At 35.4% G+C, this 19,363-nt stretch carries 15 protein-coding genes; all 15 read left to right on the top strand.

Annotated elements, in window-relative coordinates; genetic code table 11:
• Positions 1-196: 196 nt before the first annotated feature.
• The 15 genes from rfbA to K6V48_RS06190 all read left to right on the top strand — a co-directional run bounded on the left by rfbA (position 197) and on the right by K6V48_RS06190 (position 19,341).
• Positions 197-1,066 (top strand): glucose-1-phosphate thymidylyltransferase RfbA, encoded by an 870-nt coding sequence (gene rfbA / locus K6V48_RS06120; protein ID WP_024392067.1) that lies wholly within the window; start codon positions 197-199, stop codon positions 1,064-1,066.
• Positions 1,066-1,659 (top strand): dTDP-4-dehydrorhamnose 3,5-epimerase family protein, encoded by a 594-nt coding sequence (locus tag K6V48_RS06125; protein ID WP_105126639.1) that lies wholly within the window; start codon positions 1,066-1,068, stop codon positions 1,657-1,659. The genes rfbA and K6V48_RS06125 overlap by 1 nt, the downstream gene beginning before the upstream one ends.
• A complete protein-coding gene (locus K6V48_RS06130; protein ID WP_222368554.1) occupies positions 1,659-2,144 on the top strand; it encodes a phosphoribosylanthranilate isomerase in 486 nt (161 codons plus the stop codon). The genes K6V48_RS06125 and K6V48_RS06130 overlap by 1 nt, the downstream gene beginning before the upstream one ends.
• A 198-nt stretch (positions 2,145-2,342) precedes the next feature.
• Positions 2,343-3,389 (top strand): dTDP-glucose 4,6-dehydratase, encoded by a 1,047-nt coding sequence (rfbB, locus tag K6V48_RS06135; RefSeq protein WP_105126637.1) that lies wholly within the window; start codon positions 2,343-2,345, stop codon positions 3,387-3,389.
• Positions 3,390-3,441: 52 nt separating this feature from the next.
• Positions 3,442-4,293 (top strand): dTDP-4-dehydrorhamnose reductase, encoded by an 852-nt coding sequence (gene rfbD, locus K6V48_RS06140; protein WP_222368556.1) that lies wholly within the window; start codon positions 3,442-3,444, stop codon positions 4,291-4,293.
• Between the two features lie 263 nt (positions 4,294-4,556).
• Entirely contained in the window at positions 4,557-7,772 is a 3,216-nt protein-coding gene (locus K6V48_RS06145) for a GBS Bsp-like repeat-containing protein (RefSeq protein WP_315863155.1), read from the top strand.
• Positions 7,766-8,323, top strand: a complete 558-nt coding sequence (locus K6V48_RS06150; RefSeq protein WP_315863156.1) for a glycoside hydrolase family 73 protein — start codon at positions 7,766-7,768, stop codon at positions 8,321-8,323. The genes K6V48_RS06145 and K6V48_RS06150 overlap by 7 nt, the downstream gene beginning before the upstream one ends.
• 250 nt (positions 8,324-8,573) lie before the next feature.
• The gene (cps2T, locus tag K6V48_RS06155; protein WP_172019568.1) at positions 8,574-9,722 is read left to right on the top strand and encodes a beta 1-4 rhamnosyltransferase Cps2T; all 1,149 of its coding nucleotides are present in this window, start codon (positions 8,574-8,576) and stop codon (positions 9,720-9,722) included.
• Entirely contained in the window at positions 9,719-10,648 is a 930-nt protein-coding gene (locus tag K6V48_RS06160) for a glycosyltransferase family 2 protein (protein WP_172104010.1), read from the top strand. Before cps2T ends, K6V48_RS06160 begins: the two co-directional genes overlap by 4 nt.
• Positions 10,649-10,650: 2 nt before the next feature.
• The gene (locus K6V48_RS06165) at positions 10,651-11,457 is read left to right on the top strand and encodes an ABC transporter permease (RefSeq protein ID WP_172019566.1); all 807 of its coding nucleotides are present in this window, start codon (positions 10,651-10,653) and stop codon (positions 11,455-11,457) included.
• Positions 11,457-12,680, top strand: coding sequence for an ABC transporter ATP-binding protein (locus tag K6V48_RS06170; RefSeq protein ID WP_024403829.1), 1,224 nt, complete (start codon positions 11,457-11,459; stop codon positions 12,678-12,680). The genes K6V48_RS06165 and K6V48_RS06170 overlap by 1 nt, the downstream gene beginning before the upstream one ends.
• Before the next feature lie 22 nt (positions 12,681-12,702).
• Entirely contained in the window at positions 12,703-14,556 is a 1,854-nt protein-coding gene (locus K6V48_RS06175; protein WP_222368558.1) for a rhamnan synthesis F family protein, read from the top strand.
• Between the two features lie 5 nt (positions 14,557-14,561).
• Complete coding sequence (locus K6V48_RS06180; protein ID WP_222368597.1) at positions 14,562-15,794, top strand: rhamnosyltransferase WsaF family glycosyltransferase; 1,233 nt, start codon at positions 14,562-14,564, stop codon at positions 15,792-15,794.
• Positions 15,787-16,779, top strand: a complete 993-nt coding sequence (locus tag K6V48_RS06185) for a glycosyltransferase family 2 protein (RefSeq protein WP_172016249.1) — start codon at positions 15,787-15,789, stop codon at positions 16,777-16,779. Before K6V48_RS06180 ends, K6V48_RS06185 begins: the two co-directional genes overlap by 8 nt.
• 96 nt (positions 16,780-16,875) lie before the next feature.
• Positions 16,876-19,341, top strand: coding sequence for an LTA synthase family protein (locus K6V48_RS06190; protein WP_222368559.1), 2,466 nt, complete (start codon positions 16,876-16,878; stop codon positions 19,339-19,341).
• Positions 19,342-19,363 lie beyond the last annotated feature (22 nt).

The raw sequence follows: 19,363 nt of genomic DNA on the forward strand, positions 1-19,363 counted from the left end.
CACATAGAGTACCTCGGGCAAGTATTACTTTGAACGGTGCCACCAGCACTCCAATTGGTCAACTCAAGAAATGGATCTAGGACTTTGAGAAACTTTCCGAGAGAAACTTGACACAAACTCAGGCTTTTTTCTTATGACAGTATGATGAAAAATATGGTATAATGAACTGATATTAATTGATGGAAGGTACTCTTATATGAAAGGTATTATTCTGGCAGGTGGGTCTGGGACTCGTCTCTACCCATTGACACGCGCAGCTTCTAAGCAGCTGATGCCGATTTATGACAAACCAATGATTTATTACCCATTGTCAACACTCATGTTGGCTGGGATTAAAGAAATCTTAATTATTTCTACTCCTCAGGATCTACCACGTTTCAAAGACATGCTTGGTGATGGTTCTGAATTGGGAATTTCTCTCTCTTATGCAGAACAACCAAGTCCAGACGGACTTGCACAAGCCTTCATTATCGGTGAAGAATTCATCGGTGATGACCATGTGGCGCTTATCTTAGGGGATAACATTTACCATGGAAATGGCTTGACTAAGATGTTGCAACGTGCTGCAAGCAAAGAAAAGGGAGCGACTGTCTTCGGTTACCAAGTAAAAGACCCAGAACGCTTTGGTGTTGTTGAGTTTGACGCAGATATGAATGCTATCTCTATCGAAGAAAAACCAGAGAATCCAAAATCAAATTTTGCGGTTACGGGTTTGTATTTCTATGACAATGATGTCGTTGAGATTGCGAAAAATATAAAACCATCTCCTCGCGGTGAATTGGAAATCACTGATGTAAACAAGGCTTACTTAGATCGCGGTGATTTATCAGTTGAATTGATGGGACGTGGTTTTGCATGGTTGGACACTGGTACACATGAAAGTCTCTTAGAAGCAGCTCAATACATCGAAACAGTTCAACGTTTGCAAAACGTTCAAGTAGCAAACTTGGAAGAAATTGCCTACCGCATGGGCTACATCACAAAAGAACAAGTGTACGAATTGGCACAGCCACTTAAGAAAAATGAATACGGACAATACTTGCTCCGTTTGATTGGAGAAGCTTAATGACAGAAAACTTTTTCGGTAAAACACTCGCAGCCCGTCCAGTTGAAGGCATTCCAGGGATGTTAGAATTTGACATTCCAGTTCATGGCGACAACCGTGGCTGGTTCAAGGAGAACTTCCAAAAGGAAAAAATGTTGCCACTCGGCTTCCCAGAAAGCTTCTTTGCAGAAGGAAAATTACAAAATAATGTTTCCTTCTCCCGCAAAAACGTTCTTCGTGGTCTTCACGCTGAGCCTTGGGATAAATACATCTCTGTGGCGGACGGTGGTAAGGTCTTGGGAACTTGGGTCGATCTTCGAGAGGGTGAGACTTTTGGGAATACCTACCAAACCGTTATAGATGCTTCTAAAGGGATCTTTGTTCCACGTGGCGTAGCCAATGGTTTCCAAGTCTTATCAGACTTTGTATCATACAGTTACTTGGTTAATGACTATTGGGCATTGGAACTCAAACCGAAGTATGCCTTTGTCAATTACGCAGACCCTAGTCTCGACATCAAGTGGGAAAACCTAGAAGAAGCAGAAGTCTCAGAAGCAGATAAAAACCACCCACTCCTCAAGGACGTCAAGCCTTTGAGAAAAGAGGACCTCTAATGTTTGAAGCCTTTTTGGAAATAGCAGAGCAGTTAAACAAGTTAGGAATCACTCCCTTGTTAATGGGCTCAGTTGGTTTGGAAAGGCGGACAGGACGAGATTGGCAGGCAAGGGACCTTGATATTCATGTTCCTAGTGATCCACGTGGCTGGGAAGCCCCAGACGATGAACGGATTTATCAGGCGGACGCCTTGATTTCTATGATGAACCAACTAGGATATGTCCTGGTTGACCGTCATGAACATGAATTTCATAAAGATGGCTTATCTGTTGAATTCGGAGGCCTACATTCACTGCCTGAATTTGCTGGTGTAGAGCTAGAAGATTTGGAAGAACTAGAAACAGCAGGTGTTCGCTATTACCTACCGACACTTGAACAATACCTGAAAATCTATCAAGCCTCTTCAAAAGATTCCTACCGAGCAGAAAATAACAATCAAAAAGACTTTACCAAGATTGCTTACTTGGAAGAAGTATTGAAGTAGTCTTGTAATGCAAGAGGGCGAGCAAAGCGAGCCAATAGCGATAGTTTCCGCGGTAGTGAAAGCAAGATTACGTTTTACGTAATCTTGCAGGGAAATTTTGAAACCTTAGGTTCAAAATTTAGCCATGAAACCGAAGGTTTGCTGGCGTCCCCACTACCTAAGGAAACTATCAAAATAAGAAAAAATTCGGAGAAAAAAATGTCTCAATTTAAAAATATTATCGTAACTGGTGGAGCTGGTTTCATCGGTTCCAACTTCGTACACTATGTTTATAACAATCATCCAGAAGTCCACGTGACTGTGTTGGATAAATTAACCTATGCAGGAAATAAGGCTAATATTGAAGCTATCCTTGGTGACCGAGTTGAGCTTGTTGTTGGTGATATTGCAGATGCTGAATTGGTTGACAAATTGGCTGCTAAGGCAGACGCCATTGTTCACTATGCGGCAGAAAGCCATAACGACAATTCGCTCAATGATCCAAGTCCATTCATCCATACTAACTTTATCGGTACTTATACTCTTCTTGAAGCGGCTCGTAAATACGACATCCGTTTCCACCATGTATCGACTGATGAAGTATATGGTGATCTTCCATTGCGCGAAGACTTACCTGGTCATGGGGAAGGTCCAGGTGAGAAATTCACATCTGAAACAAAATACAACCCTTCATCTCCTTATTCATCAACCAAGGCTGCATCAGACTTGATTGTTAAAGCATGGGTGCGTTCATTTGGTGTTAAAGCAACGATTTCCAACTGTTCAAACAACTACGGTCCATACCAACACATCGAGAAATTTATCCCACGCCAAATTACTAATATCTTGGCAGGTATCAAGCCAAAACTTTATGGTGAAGGTAAAAACGTCCGTGACTGGATTCATACCAACGACCACTCGACTGGTGTTTGGGCTATCTTGACGAAAGGCCGTATGGGTGAAACTTACCTAATCGGTGCTGACGGTGAGAAGAACAACAAAGAAGTGCTTGAATTGATTCTTGAAAAAATGGGTCAACCAAAAGATGCTTACGACCACGTGACTGACCGTGCAGGACACGATTTGCGCTATGCTATTGACGCAAGCAAACTTCGCGATGAGCTTGGTTGGACACCACAGTTTACTAACTTCTCTGAAGGTTTAGAAGAAACAATCAAGTGGTATACAGATAACCAAGACTGGTGGAAGGCTGAAAAAGAAGCTGTAGAAGCTAACTATGCGAAGACACAAGAAGTGCTTAAATAAGAAATGGAAGGCTGGGCTTTTGTCCAAGCCTTTCTTAAAATAAGGAGTAGACATGATTTTAATAACAGGTGCAAATGGTCAGTTGGGTACAGAATTGCGTTATCTCTTGGATGAGCGTGGTGTTGAGTATGTTGCCGCTGACGTAGCAGAAATGGACATAACGGATGCGGAAAAGGTTGATGCCTTCTTTGCGGAAGTAAAGCCAACGGTTGTATACCACTGTGCTGCTTATACAGCAGTTGATATGGCTGAAGATGAAGGCAAGGAGCTAAACTACAAGATTAATGTAACAGGCTCTGAGAATGTTGCCAAGGCAGCAGCTAAATACGGTGCGACCCTTGTCTATATCTCAACAGACTATGTCTTCAACGGTGAGTTGCCGGTAGGTCAAGAATGGCAAGTAGATGATCAACCAGATCCTCAATCTGAATACGGTCGTACCAAGCGCTTGGGTGAGGAAGCAGTTGAGAAGTTTGCAGACAAGTTCTACACTGTTCGTACGGCTTGGGTCTTTGGTAACTATGGCAAAAACTTTGTTTTCACCATGCAAAACCTGGCCGCGACACGAGACACATTAACAGTAGTCAATGACCAACATGGCCGTCCAACCTGGACACGTACTCTTGCAGAATTTATGGTATACTTAGTGGACACTAAGCAAGCATTTGGCTACTATCATTTGTCAAACGATGCGGCAGAAGATACGACTTGGTTTGACTTTGCGACAGAGATCCTCAAGGATACCAACACTAAGGTATTGCCAGTGGATTCTAGCCAGTTCCCAGCCAAGGCTAAGCGTCCTTTCAACTCAACCATGAGCTTGGATAAGGCAAAGGCGACAGGATTTGTCATCCCGACATGGCAAGAAGCCTTGGAAGAGTTTTATAAGCAAGGGAAACAGTAGAAATTGTAGTCGATTAATTAATTCAAATTATTTTGGCGATTCTCAAAAATCTGGGAATCGTTTTTTCTGTACAATATATGAAGGTGATCAGTCTTTGGATATGTTTTTCCGAATGAAAATAAGAAAAATTTGAAGAATTTTGTTCATATTTTGAAATCTATGCTATAATTTAAGTTGCAGATTGTATTTTTAATATATGTTTAAGATAAATCGTAAAATGCAGTTGAGTCTATTATTTTAGTAACTATATTGAGGAGGAAAATGTGAAAAAGAGAACAATATTCTTTTTATCTGTATGTGCAATGACTTTGAGCGGTTATGTTGTGCAAGCGGATAGTTTAGAGGCTCCCAGTCAGTTAGTTAGTGTGCCTAGTCTTCCTAATACAGGTGGCCAATTGTCTGTTGTTGAAGAAGCTGGCCAAATGAAAGCAGTTCTTTCTAACGTCACTGGAGAAATTGTTGGCGTCACAGGTCAATTTAAATCGGCATCAAATGCTGGTAAAGCAGTAGCATTTACTATTGATGCTCAGGGGCAATATGTTGCTTATTTAGACCGAACAAGTTTTTCTGATGAAGACCAGGCATTTACTTTGGCTTTGGTTGTCAATCTGGTGGATGGCAGTTCACATGCTATGAGTGACTATCATTTCACCTGGTCAAAAGAAGCTGAAACACAACAGAGTTCAAGCGATGTAAACACAATTGAAACATCAGCAACAGCACAGACTGTGGATTCAACATCTTCGACATCTACTAATGACTCTAATGAAACCAGTGATTCAAGTTCTACAACGACTTCATCATCAACAGAAGTAAGTAGCACAACGCTAACAGAGGTATCGACTAATCCTTCTGAAGAGGTAATATCATCCAATGATTCTTTGGCAAAGAAGATTGCTAATACTGTTTCAGACGGCTCATATCAGGCGGAACCGAGCAGTGTTCAGTCTTCAAGTTCTATTGGTACACAGTTGCGATCTGCGTCACTTATGAGAGTTGCAACAAGCTCAAGTACGTCTTCACAATCGTCGGCCCAAACAAACACTAGTTCATCTTCGGCTGATTCGACAGTTACTAAAGTTGTCCAAAAAGACCAACTGCTAGAAATTAAGTATACTCGTCCGATTAACAATGGTGAAGTTATTAAATTTGCAGTTTGGTCAGAAAAAAATTCTCAAGATGACATTATTTGGTATAATGCAGACCAAACTGGTGCAGCTTATGCAGACTTGAGAAAGCATCGTGACTACGGTAAATATCAGATTCATACTTACGCAAACCGTAATGGTAAGATGGTTTATTTGGATGAACTGTCAATAGATGTAAAAGTTGAAGGATCAATTTCTGTTTCTAATGTAAATGCAACATCTGGAACTTTTGATGTAAACATCACAAATGTATCGGCACCGCGCGGTTTGGACAAGGTATATGTTCCTACATGGACAGAATCAGGGGGGCAGGATGATATTAAATGGTATGAAGCCAGTCGTCAATCTGATGGAAGTTATAAATTGACAGTAAATAAAAGAAATCATAAAGATGGCCTTGGTGATTACAATTTACACTTATATTATCGAGATGGTGATGGAAATTTAGTATACATAGCTGAAACTGTTGCTCAGTTACCTGCTAATAAAGTCTCAGGAACTTTGGTTGTTTCTGACGTGGATTCAAAAAATGGCAGTTTTAAGATCCGTGTTAAAAATATTTCGTTGCCAAAAAGTGTGAATAAGGTACTTATTCCGACTTGGACAGAGTCTGGAGGTCAGGATGACATTAAATGGTATGAGGCACTTCGTCAGTCGGATGGTAGTTATCATATCAATGTAAATAATTCAAATCATAAATTCGAAACAGGCAACTACAATTTACATTTGTATTATAAAAACAATGATGGTGTTTTGCAATATGTAACAGAGACTGTAGTAAATTTACCAAGTCAAAAATTATCGGGTAAAGTCTCAGTGTCTGATATAAATGCTCAGGATGGTAGTTTTAGTGTAAAGATTACAAATGTAGGATCTCCTAAAGGTTTGAATCAGGTTTTAGTTCCAATTTGGACAGAGTCTGGAGGTCAGGATGATATCAAGTGGTATGAAGGTAGACGACAAACAGACGGTAGTTATCTCGTAAGAGTTAATAAAGCGCAACATAAAAACCAAACAGGTAAATATAATATTCATGTATATTATCGAGGTCAAGATGGAAATTTATCCTATGTTGACGAAACTGTCTTAAATTTACCTGAGTCAAAAAGTTATGGCAATATTTCAATTGTAGAAAAAGACGAAATTAAGGGGAGTTTTAAAGTTCGAATTACGGATATAATTGCGCCCAATACATTAAGTCAGGTTCTTATTCCAACTTGGACAGAGTCTGGAGGTCAGGATGATATCAAGTGGTATGAAGCCAGTCGTCAGTCTGATGGAAGTTATCTGATTACTGTAAATAAAAATCAACATAAATTTGAAACAGGAACTTACAATATTCACGTCTATTATCGTGATACTAAAGGTAACTTAACATTTGCGGGAGAAACTATTACTAAATTAGCATCCTCGAAATCCTCAGGGAACCTTTCTGTCTCATCTTTAGATGCAAAAAGTGGAACTTTCAGTCTAAAAGTGTCAAATATAGTTGCTTCTCCGACCTTAACTGGAGTCGAAGTAGTTGTTTCAAATCAATCAAACGGCAGTAATAAAAAGTCGTATTTTGCTACAATACAAAATGATGGAAGTTACTTTGTTAAAGTGGATAAAAAGAATCATAATAATTTTAATGGTAAATATCAAGTCTCTGTTTACTTCGTATATGCTGATTACAAAGATTATATAGATTCTACTGTTGTGAATCTGCCATCATCTCGTTCTTATACAATCTACATTGACCCAGGACATGGTGGTGTAGATCCAGGCGCAACATATGGTGGAATTCAGGAGAAAAATTTAGCCATGTCTGTTGCCAACAAATTGAAAAACAATTTGATTCAAATGGGTTATCAGGTTTTAATGACCCGTACAGCAGATTATAATGTTGATTTCAAAACTGAGCGCTCTCGAATGGCTAATCAAAGTAATGCTGACTTATTTATTAGTATTCACTTTAATGCTACTGGACTTGGTACAACAAAAACTAGTGGAATTGAAACCTATTGGTATCAATATGATCCGGAGTATCAACCTAAGATAAACAAAGATAAACACAATGACCCAACTCGTTTAGCAGAGAGTGAAATACTTGCTAAACAAGTTCAATCCAGTTTGATTAGCGAGACAGGAGCAGTTAACCGGGGAGTTCGGAGAGAGACCTTCGCAGTTCTACGCGAAACAGCTATTCCTGCTATTTTAGTTGAATTAGGATTTATGGATAATCCTACTGAATTACAAACGATAAAACAAGATTCTTATCATACAAAATTAGCTAAAGCTCTAGCTGAGGGAATTGACAATTGGTATGGTGCTGTCGGGGGAAAGTGGTAAAATCTGAGCAAGCAAGTCAAACACAATTGAGAAGTGCTGGTACTACTAATAGTAATACTGCAGAATCAGGGCTTGTTCAGATGACAACTGCTCAGAAGCAATTCTTTGATAAGATTTTACCAACAGTTCAGCAAGTTTCGCAGAAAAAAGGGATTGTTACGAGTGTCATGTTAGCTCAAACAATTTTAGAAAGTGCTTGGGGAACATCTCAATTAGCTACGAATGCCAATAATATATTTGGGATTAAGGCTGATACGACTTGGAATGGTAATAGTTACACCGTTTCCACAAAAGAAGTTGGGAATGGTAAAACGGTGACTGTTGAAAGAAAATTCCGTGCCTACAAAACAATTTTTGAAAGCATAACTGACTATGGTAACTTTTTTACATCAACTCCATGGAGAACAAAAAACTATGCTAAATTTTTAGAAGCGAAGGATTACCAATCAGCGGTAAGCAATCTCCAAGCTTCAGGTTATGCAACGGATCCAATATATGCTGAAAAACTAATATCATTAATACAGAGATATAGATTATATCAGTATGATTGATGTATATTAGCTTAATCCTAAAAGTTTCAACTGTACAAAAAGATTCTAGAAGGTAGTCAAGTCCTACTAGAATCTTTTTTTGATTAGCCACTATACTGTGAAAGTGACATAGGTTTTTCATAACTGTAAATGCATAGAATATATAATGATATATTTAAACCTTACATTCTGCAAAACAACAGGTAGAATTGAGAAAATTAATCTAAAAAATGGTATAATGAAAAGAACTGCTATTTGATGGAGAGGATTCATGAAACACGTTTTTATTATCGGTAGTCGTGGACTGCCAGCGAAATATGGTGGCTTTGAGACCTTTGTCCAACAATTGGTCAGCCATCAGGAATCTGAGGAGATTCAGTATCATGTAGCGTGCTTGTCTGATACAAGTCATCATCAACATTCAACCTACCTGGGGGCAGATTGCTTTACCATTAATCCACCAAAATTTGGACCAGCTCGCGTGATTGCTTATGATATGATGGCAATTTCATATGCCCTTAAAATCATTAAGGAACAGCAGATAGAGCGACCTATTTTCTATATCTTGGGAAATACCATAGGTGGCTTCATAGTACCTTTTGCAAAAATGATTCACTCTGTTGGTGGTACTTTACTTGTCAATCCGGATGGTTTGGAGTGGAAACGTGCAAAATGGGCTAAACCAGTTCAACATTATCTAAAATTTTCTGAGAAAATGATGGTCTATTATGCGGATTTGATTGTCGCTGACAATGAAGGTATCGAAGATTACCTTCAGTCTGAATACTCGGCTACAAATACAACTTTTATAGCATATGGTACAGATTTAACATCGACAACTCTGACGAACGAATCAGAGAAGGTTCGTCACTATTTTGAAAAGTGGGAAATAAAAGAGAAAGAATATTACCTGATAGTTGGTCGCTTTGTTCCAGAAAATAATTATGTAACAGCTATCAAGGAATTTATGGCCAGCAAGACAAAACGCGATTTGGTCATTGTAGCCAATCATGAAGGCTCTGCTTATTTCCAACAGCTCAAAGAAGAGACAGATTTTGCATCTGATCCACGTATCAAATTTGTTGGAACAGTGTACGATCAAGAACTACTTAAGTATCTTCGACAGGAGTGTCGTGCCTATATCCATGGACATGAAGTAGGTGGAACAAATCCTGGTCTACTCGAGGCCTTGGCACAAACCAATGAAAATTTGGTTTTGGGTGTTGATTTTAATAAAAAAGTTGCCCTGCAAGGTGCTCGTTATTGGAGTAAAGATGGAGGAGATTTGGCTCATTTGATTGATCAAATAGATGGACAAGCGGAATCCATTGAGCTTGGAAAAGCTGCAAAACAACACATGCAAGATGCCTATACATGGGAAAAAATCGCACGTGAGTACGAGGAATTATTTTTACGATGAAAGTCAATATTTTGATGTCGACCTATAATGGTCAACGGTTCTTGGCTGAGCAAATTCGTTCTATTCAAGAACAGTCATACACAGACTGGACTCTCTTCATCCGTGATGATGGTTCCAGTGACAATACAAAAGAAATCCTTAAGGGTTTTGAGCGTCAAGATAGTCGAATTCATCTTATTGATAGTGATAAGAGTGACAATCTTGGAGTTATAAAAAGTTTTCACAAACTAGTGAACCATGATAGGGCTGACTTTTATTTTTTTAGTGATCAGGATGATGTTTGGTTGCCAAATAAATTGGAACTCAGTCTAAAGGAAGCCCACAACAATCCAGCTGAACTTCCCTTAATGGTTTATATGGATTTAAAAGTGGTCAATCAAGATTTAGAGATTATGACTGAAAGCATGGTTAAATCTCAATCTCATCATGCTAATACTGAATTAGTTCAAGAGTTGACCGAAAACACGGTAACAGGTGGGGTTGCCATGATCAATCATACTCTGGCTGAAATGTGGCAAGAGACGGATGATATACTCATGCACGATTGGTACTTAGCCTTACTTGCTTCAGCCTTTGGAAATTTGGTGTTTATTGATCAACCAGGGGAACTGTACCGCCAGCATTCTGATAATGTTTTAGGGGCTCGAACTCTCTCAAAACGCTTTAAAAAATGGATTCGTCCTCACATTTTATTTGCGGTTTATTGGGACTTGATTAAAAATAGTCAAAAACAAGCCCGTCATTTACTACAAATGCCTCTCTCTCAGTCAAATAGAGAGTTAATTGAAGCATTTGTAACCATTATGGATAAACCAATGCTTGAACGCTTCAGGATTTTGAGAAAATATGGATTGAGAAAAAACAAAACCTTCCATACATTAGTATTCACAACACTGATTGTGACAAAAATTGCATATAAGGAATAGTTATGAATTTATTAAACAAAGAAAATCAAATACTCTTAAGAGAGATGATTAAAACAGATTTTAAATTACGTTACCAAGGTTCTTTAATTGGTCACCTTTGGTCGATTTTGAAACCTATGTTATTGTTCACAATAATGTATCTCGTTTTTATTCGCTTTTTAAGAATTGATGATGGAACTCCACATGCTGCAGTAGGTGTCCTGTTTGCGATGGTTAATTGGAACTTTTTTGCCGAAGCAACTAATATGGGAATGTTATCCATTGTTTCACGTGGAGATTTAATTAGGAAATTAAGTTTTCCGAAAGAAATTATTGTTATTTCTTCTGTCGCAGGAGCAGCGATTAACTATAGTATTAACTTAATTGTTGTTTTAGCTTTTTCAATTGTTAATGGCATTTATCCTAATGTAAATTTCTTGGTTTTGATACCTCTATTCTTAGAATTGGTTTTATTAGCTACTGGGATTGCATTTATTTTATCTAGTTTATTTGTTAAATATCGTGATATCGGTCCGATTTGGGAAGTTATTATGCAAGCTGGTATGTATGCAACACCAATTATTTATTCATTGACTTACCTTTTAGATAGAGGACAGGAACAGGTTGCTAAGTTTCTTATGCTTAATCCATTAGCTCAAATAGTTCAAGATATTCGACACTTTATAGTATATAGTGGCAATCTAAGAGGCTGGGACTTAATTGGCAATAAGTTGATTGCGTTAGTGCCTTATATCATTCCATTTTTAATTTTTGGGATTGGTCTATTTATCTTTAGGAAAAATTCTAAACGTTTTGCGGAGATTCTTTAATGACAAAAAATATTGCAGTAAAAGTTGAACATGTTTCAAAATATTTCAAATTACCAACCGAGAGTACTCAAAGCCTTCGAACAGCTCTTGTGAATCGATTTAAAGGGATCAAAGGCTATAAAGAGCAGCATGTACTAAGAGATATCAATTTTGAAGTAGAAGAAGGTGACTTTTTCGGAATTGTTGGACGGAATGGTTCAGGTAAATCAACACTGCTTAAAATAATTTCTCAAATTTATGTTCCAGAGCAGGGAAAAGCAACTGTAAACGGGAAGTTAGTTTCATTTATCGAACTTGGTGTAGGTTTTAACCCAGAATTAACAGGAAAAGAAAATGTATATTTGAACGGTGCCATGTTAGGGTTTACTCAAAAGGAAATTGACGATATGTATGATGATATCGTTGATTTTGCTGAACTTGGTGAATTCATGAATCAGAAATTGAAGAACTATTCTAGTGGTATGCAAGTTCGTTTGGCTTTCTCTGTTGCGATTAAGGCTCAAGGTGACGTACTCATCCTTGATGAAGTGCTAGCTGTTGGTGATGAAGCTTTCCAAAGAAAATGTAATGACTACTTTATGGAAAGGAAAAAATCGGGAAAAACTACAATCCTTGTAACTCATGATATGAGTGCGGTTAAGAAATATTGTAACAAAGCCGTGCTTATTGAGAATGGTTTGGTAAAAGCTTATGGAGAACCTTTTGACGTAGCTGGGCAATACCAATTGGATAATACTCATACGAACACGCCGACTAACTCCAGTTCTGAAGAGGAAACACCTTCAAAAAATGAGCTTGAGACGAACCATAGAATTCAAAATTTAAAAGCGGTATTGCTTCAAGATAAAATTTATCAACCAGATGATACTATAAAATTCGAAATCAGTTATGATCAATTAGTCGATGACGATACATATTTAGCATTCACATTCTTTGACTTGGACACCGGACAACCCTTATACAATGACAACTCTATGTATCTTTCTACTACAGGGGTTGGTAAAAAAACATTTAGTTATGAATGTTGCCTTGATTACTTTAATAGTATTAAGGTGAGAATGGTGATGGTAGTGAAGAATAGAGCATCTGAAATATTAGCGGTCACGCCATTAGATGAGTCGCCGATTGTAACAATAGTTCGAAAAATTGATCAAACTGATTTATCATTGGTGGATTCTGCTGATGGAATTCTTGAACGACAGGGAACCTTTAAAATAATATAAAATATGGAGTCCGAGGTGTTAAATGAGTAGGCTATTAGTATATGTTCACTATAATAAATATAATGATTACAGTGAATATGTCGATTATCAATTACGTGAGATTACACCCCTTTTTGATAGAACTGTTTTTGTTAGCAATAGTCAATTAAGTATATCTATAATTGAACATTTACAAACCAAATTTAATATTTCAAATCCTATTATTCGTGAAAATATTGGATTCGATTTTGCAGCTTGGAGAGATGGCCTTTTTTGCCTGGATTGTCAGGAAATTCTTGAGTTCGATTCAATCACATTCATGAACGATACTTGCTTTGGTCCAATTTGGGATGTTGAAAGTTACTACCAGTATTTTGAGCAACAAAAGGATGTTGATTTTTGGGGGATGACAAATCATTCAGAGGTCCCAAATAGTGAACCGTATATTCCTGAACATTTACAATCATATTTCATGGTTTTTAAAAAATCTGTTATTAATTCAGATATATTCCTGCATTTTATGAAAAATGTTGTAAATTTTTCAGATGTTCAAAATGTTATTGATCATTATGAAACACAACTAACAAATTTATTGTTAAATGATGGTTTTAGGTATCGTTCTATTTTAGATACAACTAAAATAGAGAATAAAGGGAAGCTAAATTTCTCATTGGATCATCCTAAAGAACTATTAGAAAAAAGAATACCTCTCTTAAAAGTTAAACTTTTTGAGTTGCATCAGCCTATTGCACCATCAATTTTAGAAGAAATAAAAAAGCAGTCAAATTATCCGACAGACTTAATTCTTGACCATCTAACACAGATTTATTACCCTGATTCAGTTTTTAAACTAAGTCAAAAATTATTAAAAAAGGAAACTGTATTGTTCAACTATGATGAACATTTTAATGGAGCGGTAATTTTACATCTTACTGATTTATGGGCCTTTAACGTAATTATTGATAAGTTAACCGAATTATTGAAAATTTTTAATTTAATTATTTCTGTCGAAACTGAAAAAATGGAAAAAAGTATTCGTCTAGAATTGGAAAAATTAAAAATAGAGGCACAAGTTTTCATTGTTGAAAAGTCAACTTTTGCTTTCTCCCCTCTTTATCAAATAAGAGATATCATTAGTAGTTATGACTATATTGGATTTTTGAATAGTTTTATAATTGATTCTGATGATTTTTATAGTGGGCGTTCATTTTATACTGAACTATCTGAGATGATGTTTACAAAAACCGATAGCATACTTTTCGAATTTTTAAACAATAATAACATAGGTGTGGTACTTCCAGATATTCCAACCTCGTTCAGATTCCAACGTTTAGTTGACGCTGATATGGAAAATAAGCTTTCGAAAGAATTGAATCAAGTGTGGAGTGAAGTATCTGAAAGAAAAAAAATTGATTTTTCCGCTTTTGATAGTTTTGTTATGCCTTATGGTGGAGCTGTTTGGCTAAAGCGTGATGTATTGTCTCATTTACTTAAAATTCCTGTTAGTCAACTTATTAAAGATGACTACTATAAAAGAAATAAACTATTGAGTCTAATAGATCGACTTGTTATATACCTCGCTTGGGATAAAGGATTTGATTTTAGAGTAATTGAAAATACAAAATCATTACCTTCATTTATTGATAACAAAGTATTAAACCGACAAAAAGTTTATCAAGAAGTTGAGACTATAAAAGAAATTGAAGTCATAAAAGAAGTAAAAGTTGAAGTCATAAAAGAAGTAAAAATTCCGGTTTATCCAGATTTTTATATTAATATGTCGGACCTTAATAATAGTAATATTATAAATCTATTTATTGTTCCATTTAAAGCGCTAAAATTTATTATCAAATGGAATTATTTTAAATGGAGAACAGGTCGAAAGGAGAAAAAATGAAGAAATTGATCCATAGTACCATTCGTACTTATCGTCAAGAAGGAACTAAAGCAACCGTGCGAAAAATCAAAGCTCACCTTTTGGGACAAAACCAAGTTGTGGTTAACTCGCCTTCCAAAATAAATATGGATGAACTTCCCCAGATGCCACAATTTTCTGATTTAGCTAAGGCTGATTATATTCATCATCCCTATATTAAACCTGAAAAACTATCAAAAGATAAATTAAATATTGCTTGGGTTTCTCCTCCAGTCGGACCTGGTGGAGGTGGTCATACGACTATTTCACGATTTGTGAAGTATTTACAGAGTCAAGGTCACCATATTACTTTCTATATTTATCACAATAATACCATTCCGCAATCAGCTGGTGAAGCACAGCAGATTTTTTCACGTTCTTATGGTATAGATGTTGATGTAGAAGAACTAGATGACTTCAAAAATCAGGATGTAGTATTTGCAACGAGTTGGGAAACTGCTTATGCTGTTTTCAATTTACATGATGATCAATTGCATAAATTCTATTTTGTACAAGATTTCGAGCCGATTTTCTTTGGGGTTGGATCTAGATATATGCTAGCTGAAGCAACCTATAAATTTGGTTTTTATGGAATAACTGCAGGAAGGTGGCTTGTAGAAAAAGTAAGTCAATATGGAATGCAAGCCGATTATTTTGACTTTGGTGCAGATAGTGATATATATAAACCTAAAGCTCCAATTGTGAAGAAAAAGAAAATATCTTTCTATGCTAGAGCTCATACTGAACGACGTGGTTTTGAAATCGGTGTTATGGCGTTAAAGATTTTTAAAGAAAAACATCCTGATTATGATATTGAATTTTTCGGTCAGGACATGTCAAATTACGATATTCCATTTGAATTTACTGACCGTGGCATTCTAAATAAAGATCAGCTAGCGGAAGTATACCATGAAAGCGTAGCGTGTTTAGTTCTTTCACTAACAAATGTATCATTACTTCCTTTGGAACTTTTAGTCGCAGGATGTGTTCCAGTTATGAATGATGGAGATAATAACCGTATGGTACTAGGAAATATTGATGACATCCTTTATACTGAAGCATATCCAGTATCATTAGCAAATAAGTTATGTGAAGCTGTTGAAAGAAGTGATATTAATGAACATGCTGAGCAAATGAGTAATAAGTATACTGGTTTATCATGGGATGAAAGTTATAAAAAAGTGGAAAAAATTATTCGTAGAGAGGTTATAAATGGCTAACCAAATTAAAGCAACGGTATTTATTCCAGTATATAATGGGGAAAACGACCATTTAGAAGAAACTTTAACTGCTCTTTATAATCAAAAAACAGATTTTGAATGGAATGTTCTCATAATTGATTCTGGTTCAAGTGATAATTCTGTCAAGATTATTCGTAAATTTCATGATAAGTACAATAATCTTACGTTGAAAGAAATTGATAAAAGCGAGTATTCACACGGTGGAACACGTCAATTGGCTGCTGAAATATCAGATGGAGAGTATATGGTGTATCTTAGTCAAGATGCTGTCCCATACAATCAAAATTGGTTAACAGAAATGCTGAAACCTTTTGAAATTAGTGAAAAGATTGTTGCCGTACTTGCGCGCCAGAAGCCTCGAGATTATTGTTTTCCTGCTATGAAGTATGATATTAATGCAGTATTCAATGAGCAAGGAATAGAAGATGCAGTGACAGTTTGGACAAGAACAATTTCAGAACAGATTGGAACATATACTAAGGAGTCCTTCTATAGTGATGTATGCTCGGCAGCACCCCGTCTTTTTTTGGTGAATGAGATTGGTTATAAACCAGTTAAATATTCCGAAGATTATGAATATGGAAAAGATATAATTGATGCTGGATATTACAAAGCATATAATGGTAGAGCTATTGTTGAACATTCGAATGATGTTTTCTTGAAAGATTATAAAAAACGTATTTTTGATGAAACATACAATGTTCGTTTGAATAGTGGTGCTCCAGAGTCAAGAATGAGTTTGTGGTATGTAACCCGTCAAAGTTTGAAAGCAACACTAAAAGATTTGCCTAAAATATTAAAAGATAAAGATTATTCTTTTAAGAAAAAGTTATACTGGTCAGTTGTTAATTCTCTTTTTCATTTTGAAAAATGGAGAGGAATTCGATTAGCAAATATGGTTAAACTTGGTGATGACATCTCAATGTATTCATTAGAACATCAAGGAAAAACGAAAAATAATTAGAATTTCTAGGTAGTCTTTTTTCAGCAATTTTATATAGTTAATGAAGACTACTATTTTTATTAATTTATGGATGAAAAGAGGTAAGTAAATCAGCTAATGAAAAAGTATTTTGAGAGAATTATCAAAGCTGATACGTTAATAAATATATTTTTGATTTTCGCTACTTTAATTATTGGAGTATACATTCTAAGTGAGAATTTAATTGATTATGAATCAGTTAGTCAAAAAGTTATATTACTACATTTTATTTTACAGGCAAGTGCAGCTATATCTATTGTTATTTTAGCAGCCAGTTTAACTGCTTTTATTAATAGACTTTGCTTTCAAAGATTAACGATATCATATGTAATATATTTGTTTATTTCCTACCTGTTATTGTTTACACAAAACTTAAATAATGAGCTATTTAAGTTTTCTGAATTTATTAAAAATAATTTTTTTGAATTGGGAAGTTTTGGTTTACTTGCTGTCATCATAGTATTAGCAATCTTGCTTAAATACCTATCAAATAAAGTTTATGTTTTCGGAAAATATCTGGCTTATTTTAATCATAGTGGTTCATCAAATGTACTTTTAGCTTCATTAGTATCACTAATTGTATTACAAGATAGTAAATTAATTGATAAGTTAAAGCAGTTTTTATATTTAACAAATGGTGGTGATCCAAAGAGTTTTTACTTTTATTTGTTATATAAATTACTTATCATACTTATCTTCATTGCTATGGTTACCTATTTATTTTGGAAAGCAGTTGAAGGTGTGAGAAAAAATAACTCAAGCTTTTCTTTAGCTGTCATTAGTTCCTTATTTTTTTCATTGATTTTTAATCTCTTGATACAATTTGGAATCAAGGCGAATGAGGATTATTTAGGTGAATTTATTTTTTCTGGAGCCACCTTATTTCAAATTATCATATTAACACTAATCTTTACTTTTTTATATTTTTTCATTAATCGATATTGGTTAGCTACCATGATAATATTGTTCTCAGGTATTGCATTTACAATTGCAAATAATTTGAAGTTTAACCTGCGTAGCGAACCATTATTGTTGACCGATCTATCAATGATTACACAAATAGATTTGATTTTTAGTTTTCTAGATATGAAAATATTATTATTTTCAATTTTGTTAATTATTGTATTAGTCACGATATATTTATTCTTGAATACTAGATATTTAAAAGGAAAAATTATCAGTTCGATTCGTAAACAGGTTGTTCTAGTTTCACTAACATTTTCAATTTTGGGTGGAATTTACGGAATTTTTAAAAATCAAGAAAATGGATATATCGCAAGTGGTCTGCCTGTTCTTTCTAAAATTAATAATGGAAAAAATATTACTTTTGAAGGGCATACAAGAAGTGCACGTTACCAGTCATTAATGTTTGTTTGGATGAAACAACTGACTAGAACTTTGATGGAAAAACCCGAAAATTATAGTCGGAAAACAATTGAAGACTTAGTTACAAAATACCAAAATCGTGCTGAAGAAATAAATAGGACAAGAGAACAGAATATTTCAGACGAGACAGTCATATTTATTTTAAGCGAGAGTCTTGCAAATCCGAATCGAATAGAAGGAGTGACGTTAACTGAAGATATTTTAAAAAATATTGATATGATAAAAACTACAACAACTAGTGGACTAATGAAATCAGACAACTATGGTGGTGGAACTGCTAATATGGAATCTCAAGCGTTAATTGGACTTCCATTTTATAACCTGTCTAATTCTATTTCTATTTATAATGTTGAAGTAGTACCAAAAATGTCAATAATCCCTTCAATTAGTGATTTCTATTTAAATCAAAATAAATATGTAATCCATCTTGGGGGTACACAATTATATTCAAGGAAAGATGTTTATAGACGTCTAAATTTTGGAACTTTTATTGCTACAGATAGTAATGCAACTGAGCCAACTGTATACGAAAAATACGGTGGCTATCCAAGTGATGAATCTACTTATCAAAATATATTAGATCAGATTGATGTAAGTCAAAGTCAATTTTTCTTAGTTATCACCTATCAAAATCATATTCCATGGACAATAGATGAACCCGAATATATCACAGGGTCAGGCATTGGTTTTTCAGATTTAGAAAATAGTCGTTTGACAAACTATGCTAGACTTGTTTATAAGACGGATATTGTTACAAAAGAATTTTTAGATAAACTTTCTAAGATTGATAAGGAGATAACAGTTGTATTCTATGGTGACCATTTACCAGGACTTTATCCTGTTTCTGCATTTGAAAATGATCCCGAAAACCAATATTTAACAGATTATTTTATTTGGAGTAATAATTCAAATACTAAATTAGAATTTCCAATCGTAAATTCCACAGATTTGCCAGCAGCCTTGCTTGCTCATACAAATTCTAAAGTTTCACCATACTATGCTCTACTGACTGATGTTTTAGAAAATGCAAGCGTTGATAAAAATGCCCTAACCAATGAACAATTAGAGATAGCTACTGACTTAAAGTTAGTTGAGTATGATCTTATTTCCGGAAAATCATATTTGAAAAATTATAGTTATTTTTTTCAAATGCAGTAGCATGTAGTTTACTTTTACAAAT

This window comes from Streptococcus suis (assembly GCF_019794555.1).
Taxonomy (GTDB): Bacteria; Bacillota; Bacilli; order Lactobacillales; family Streptococcaceae; genus Streptococcus; species Streptococcus suis_AB.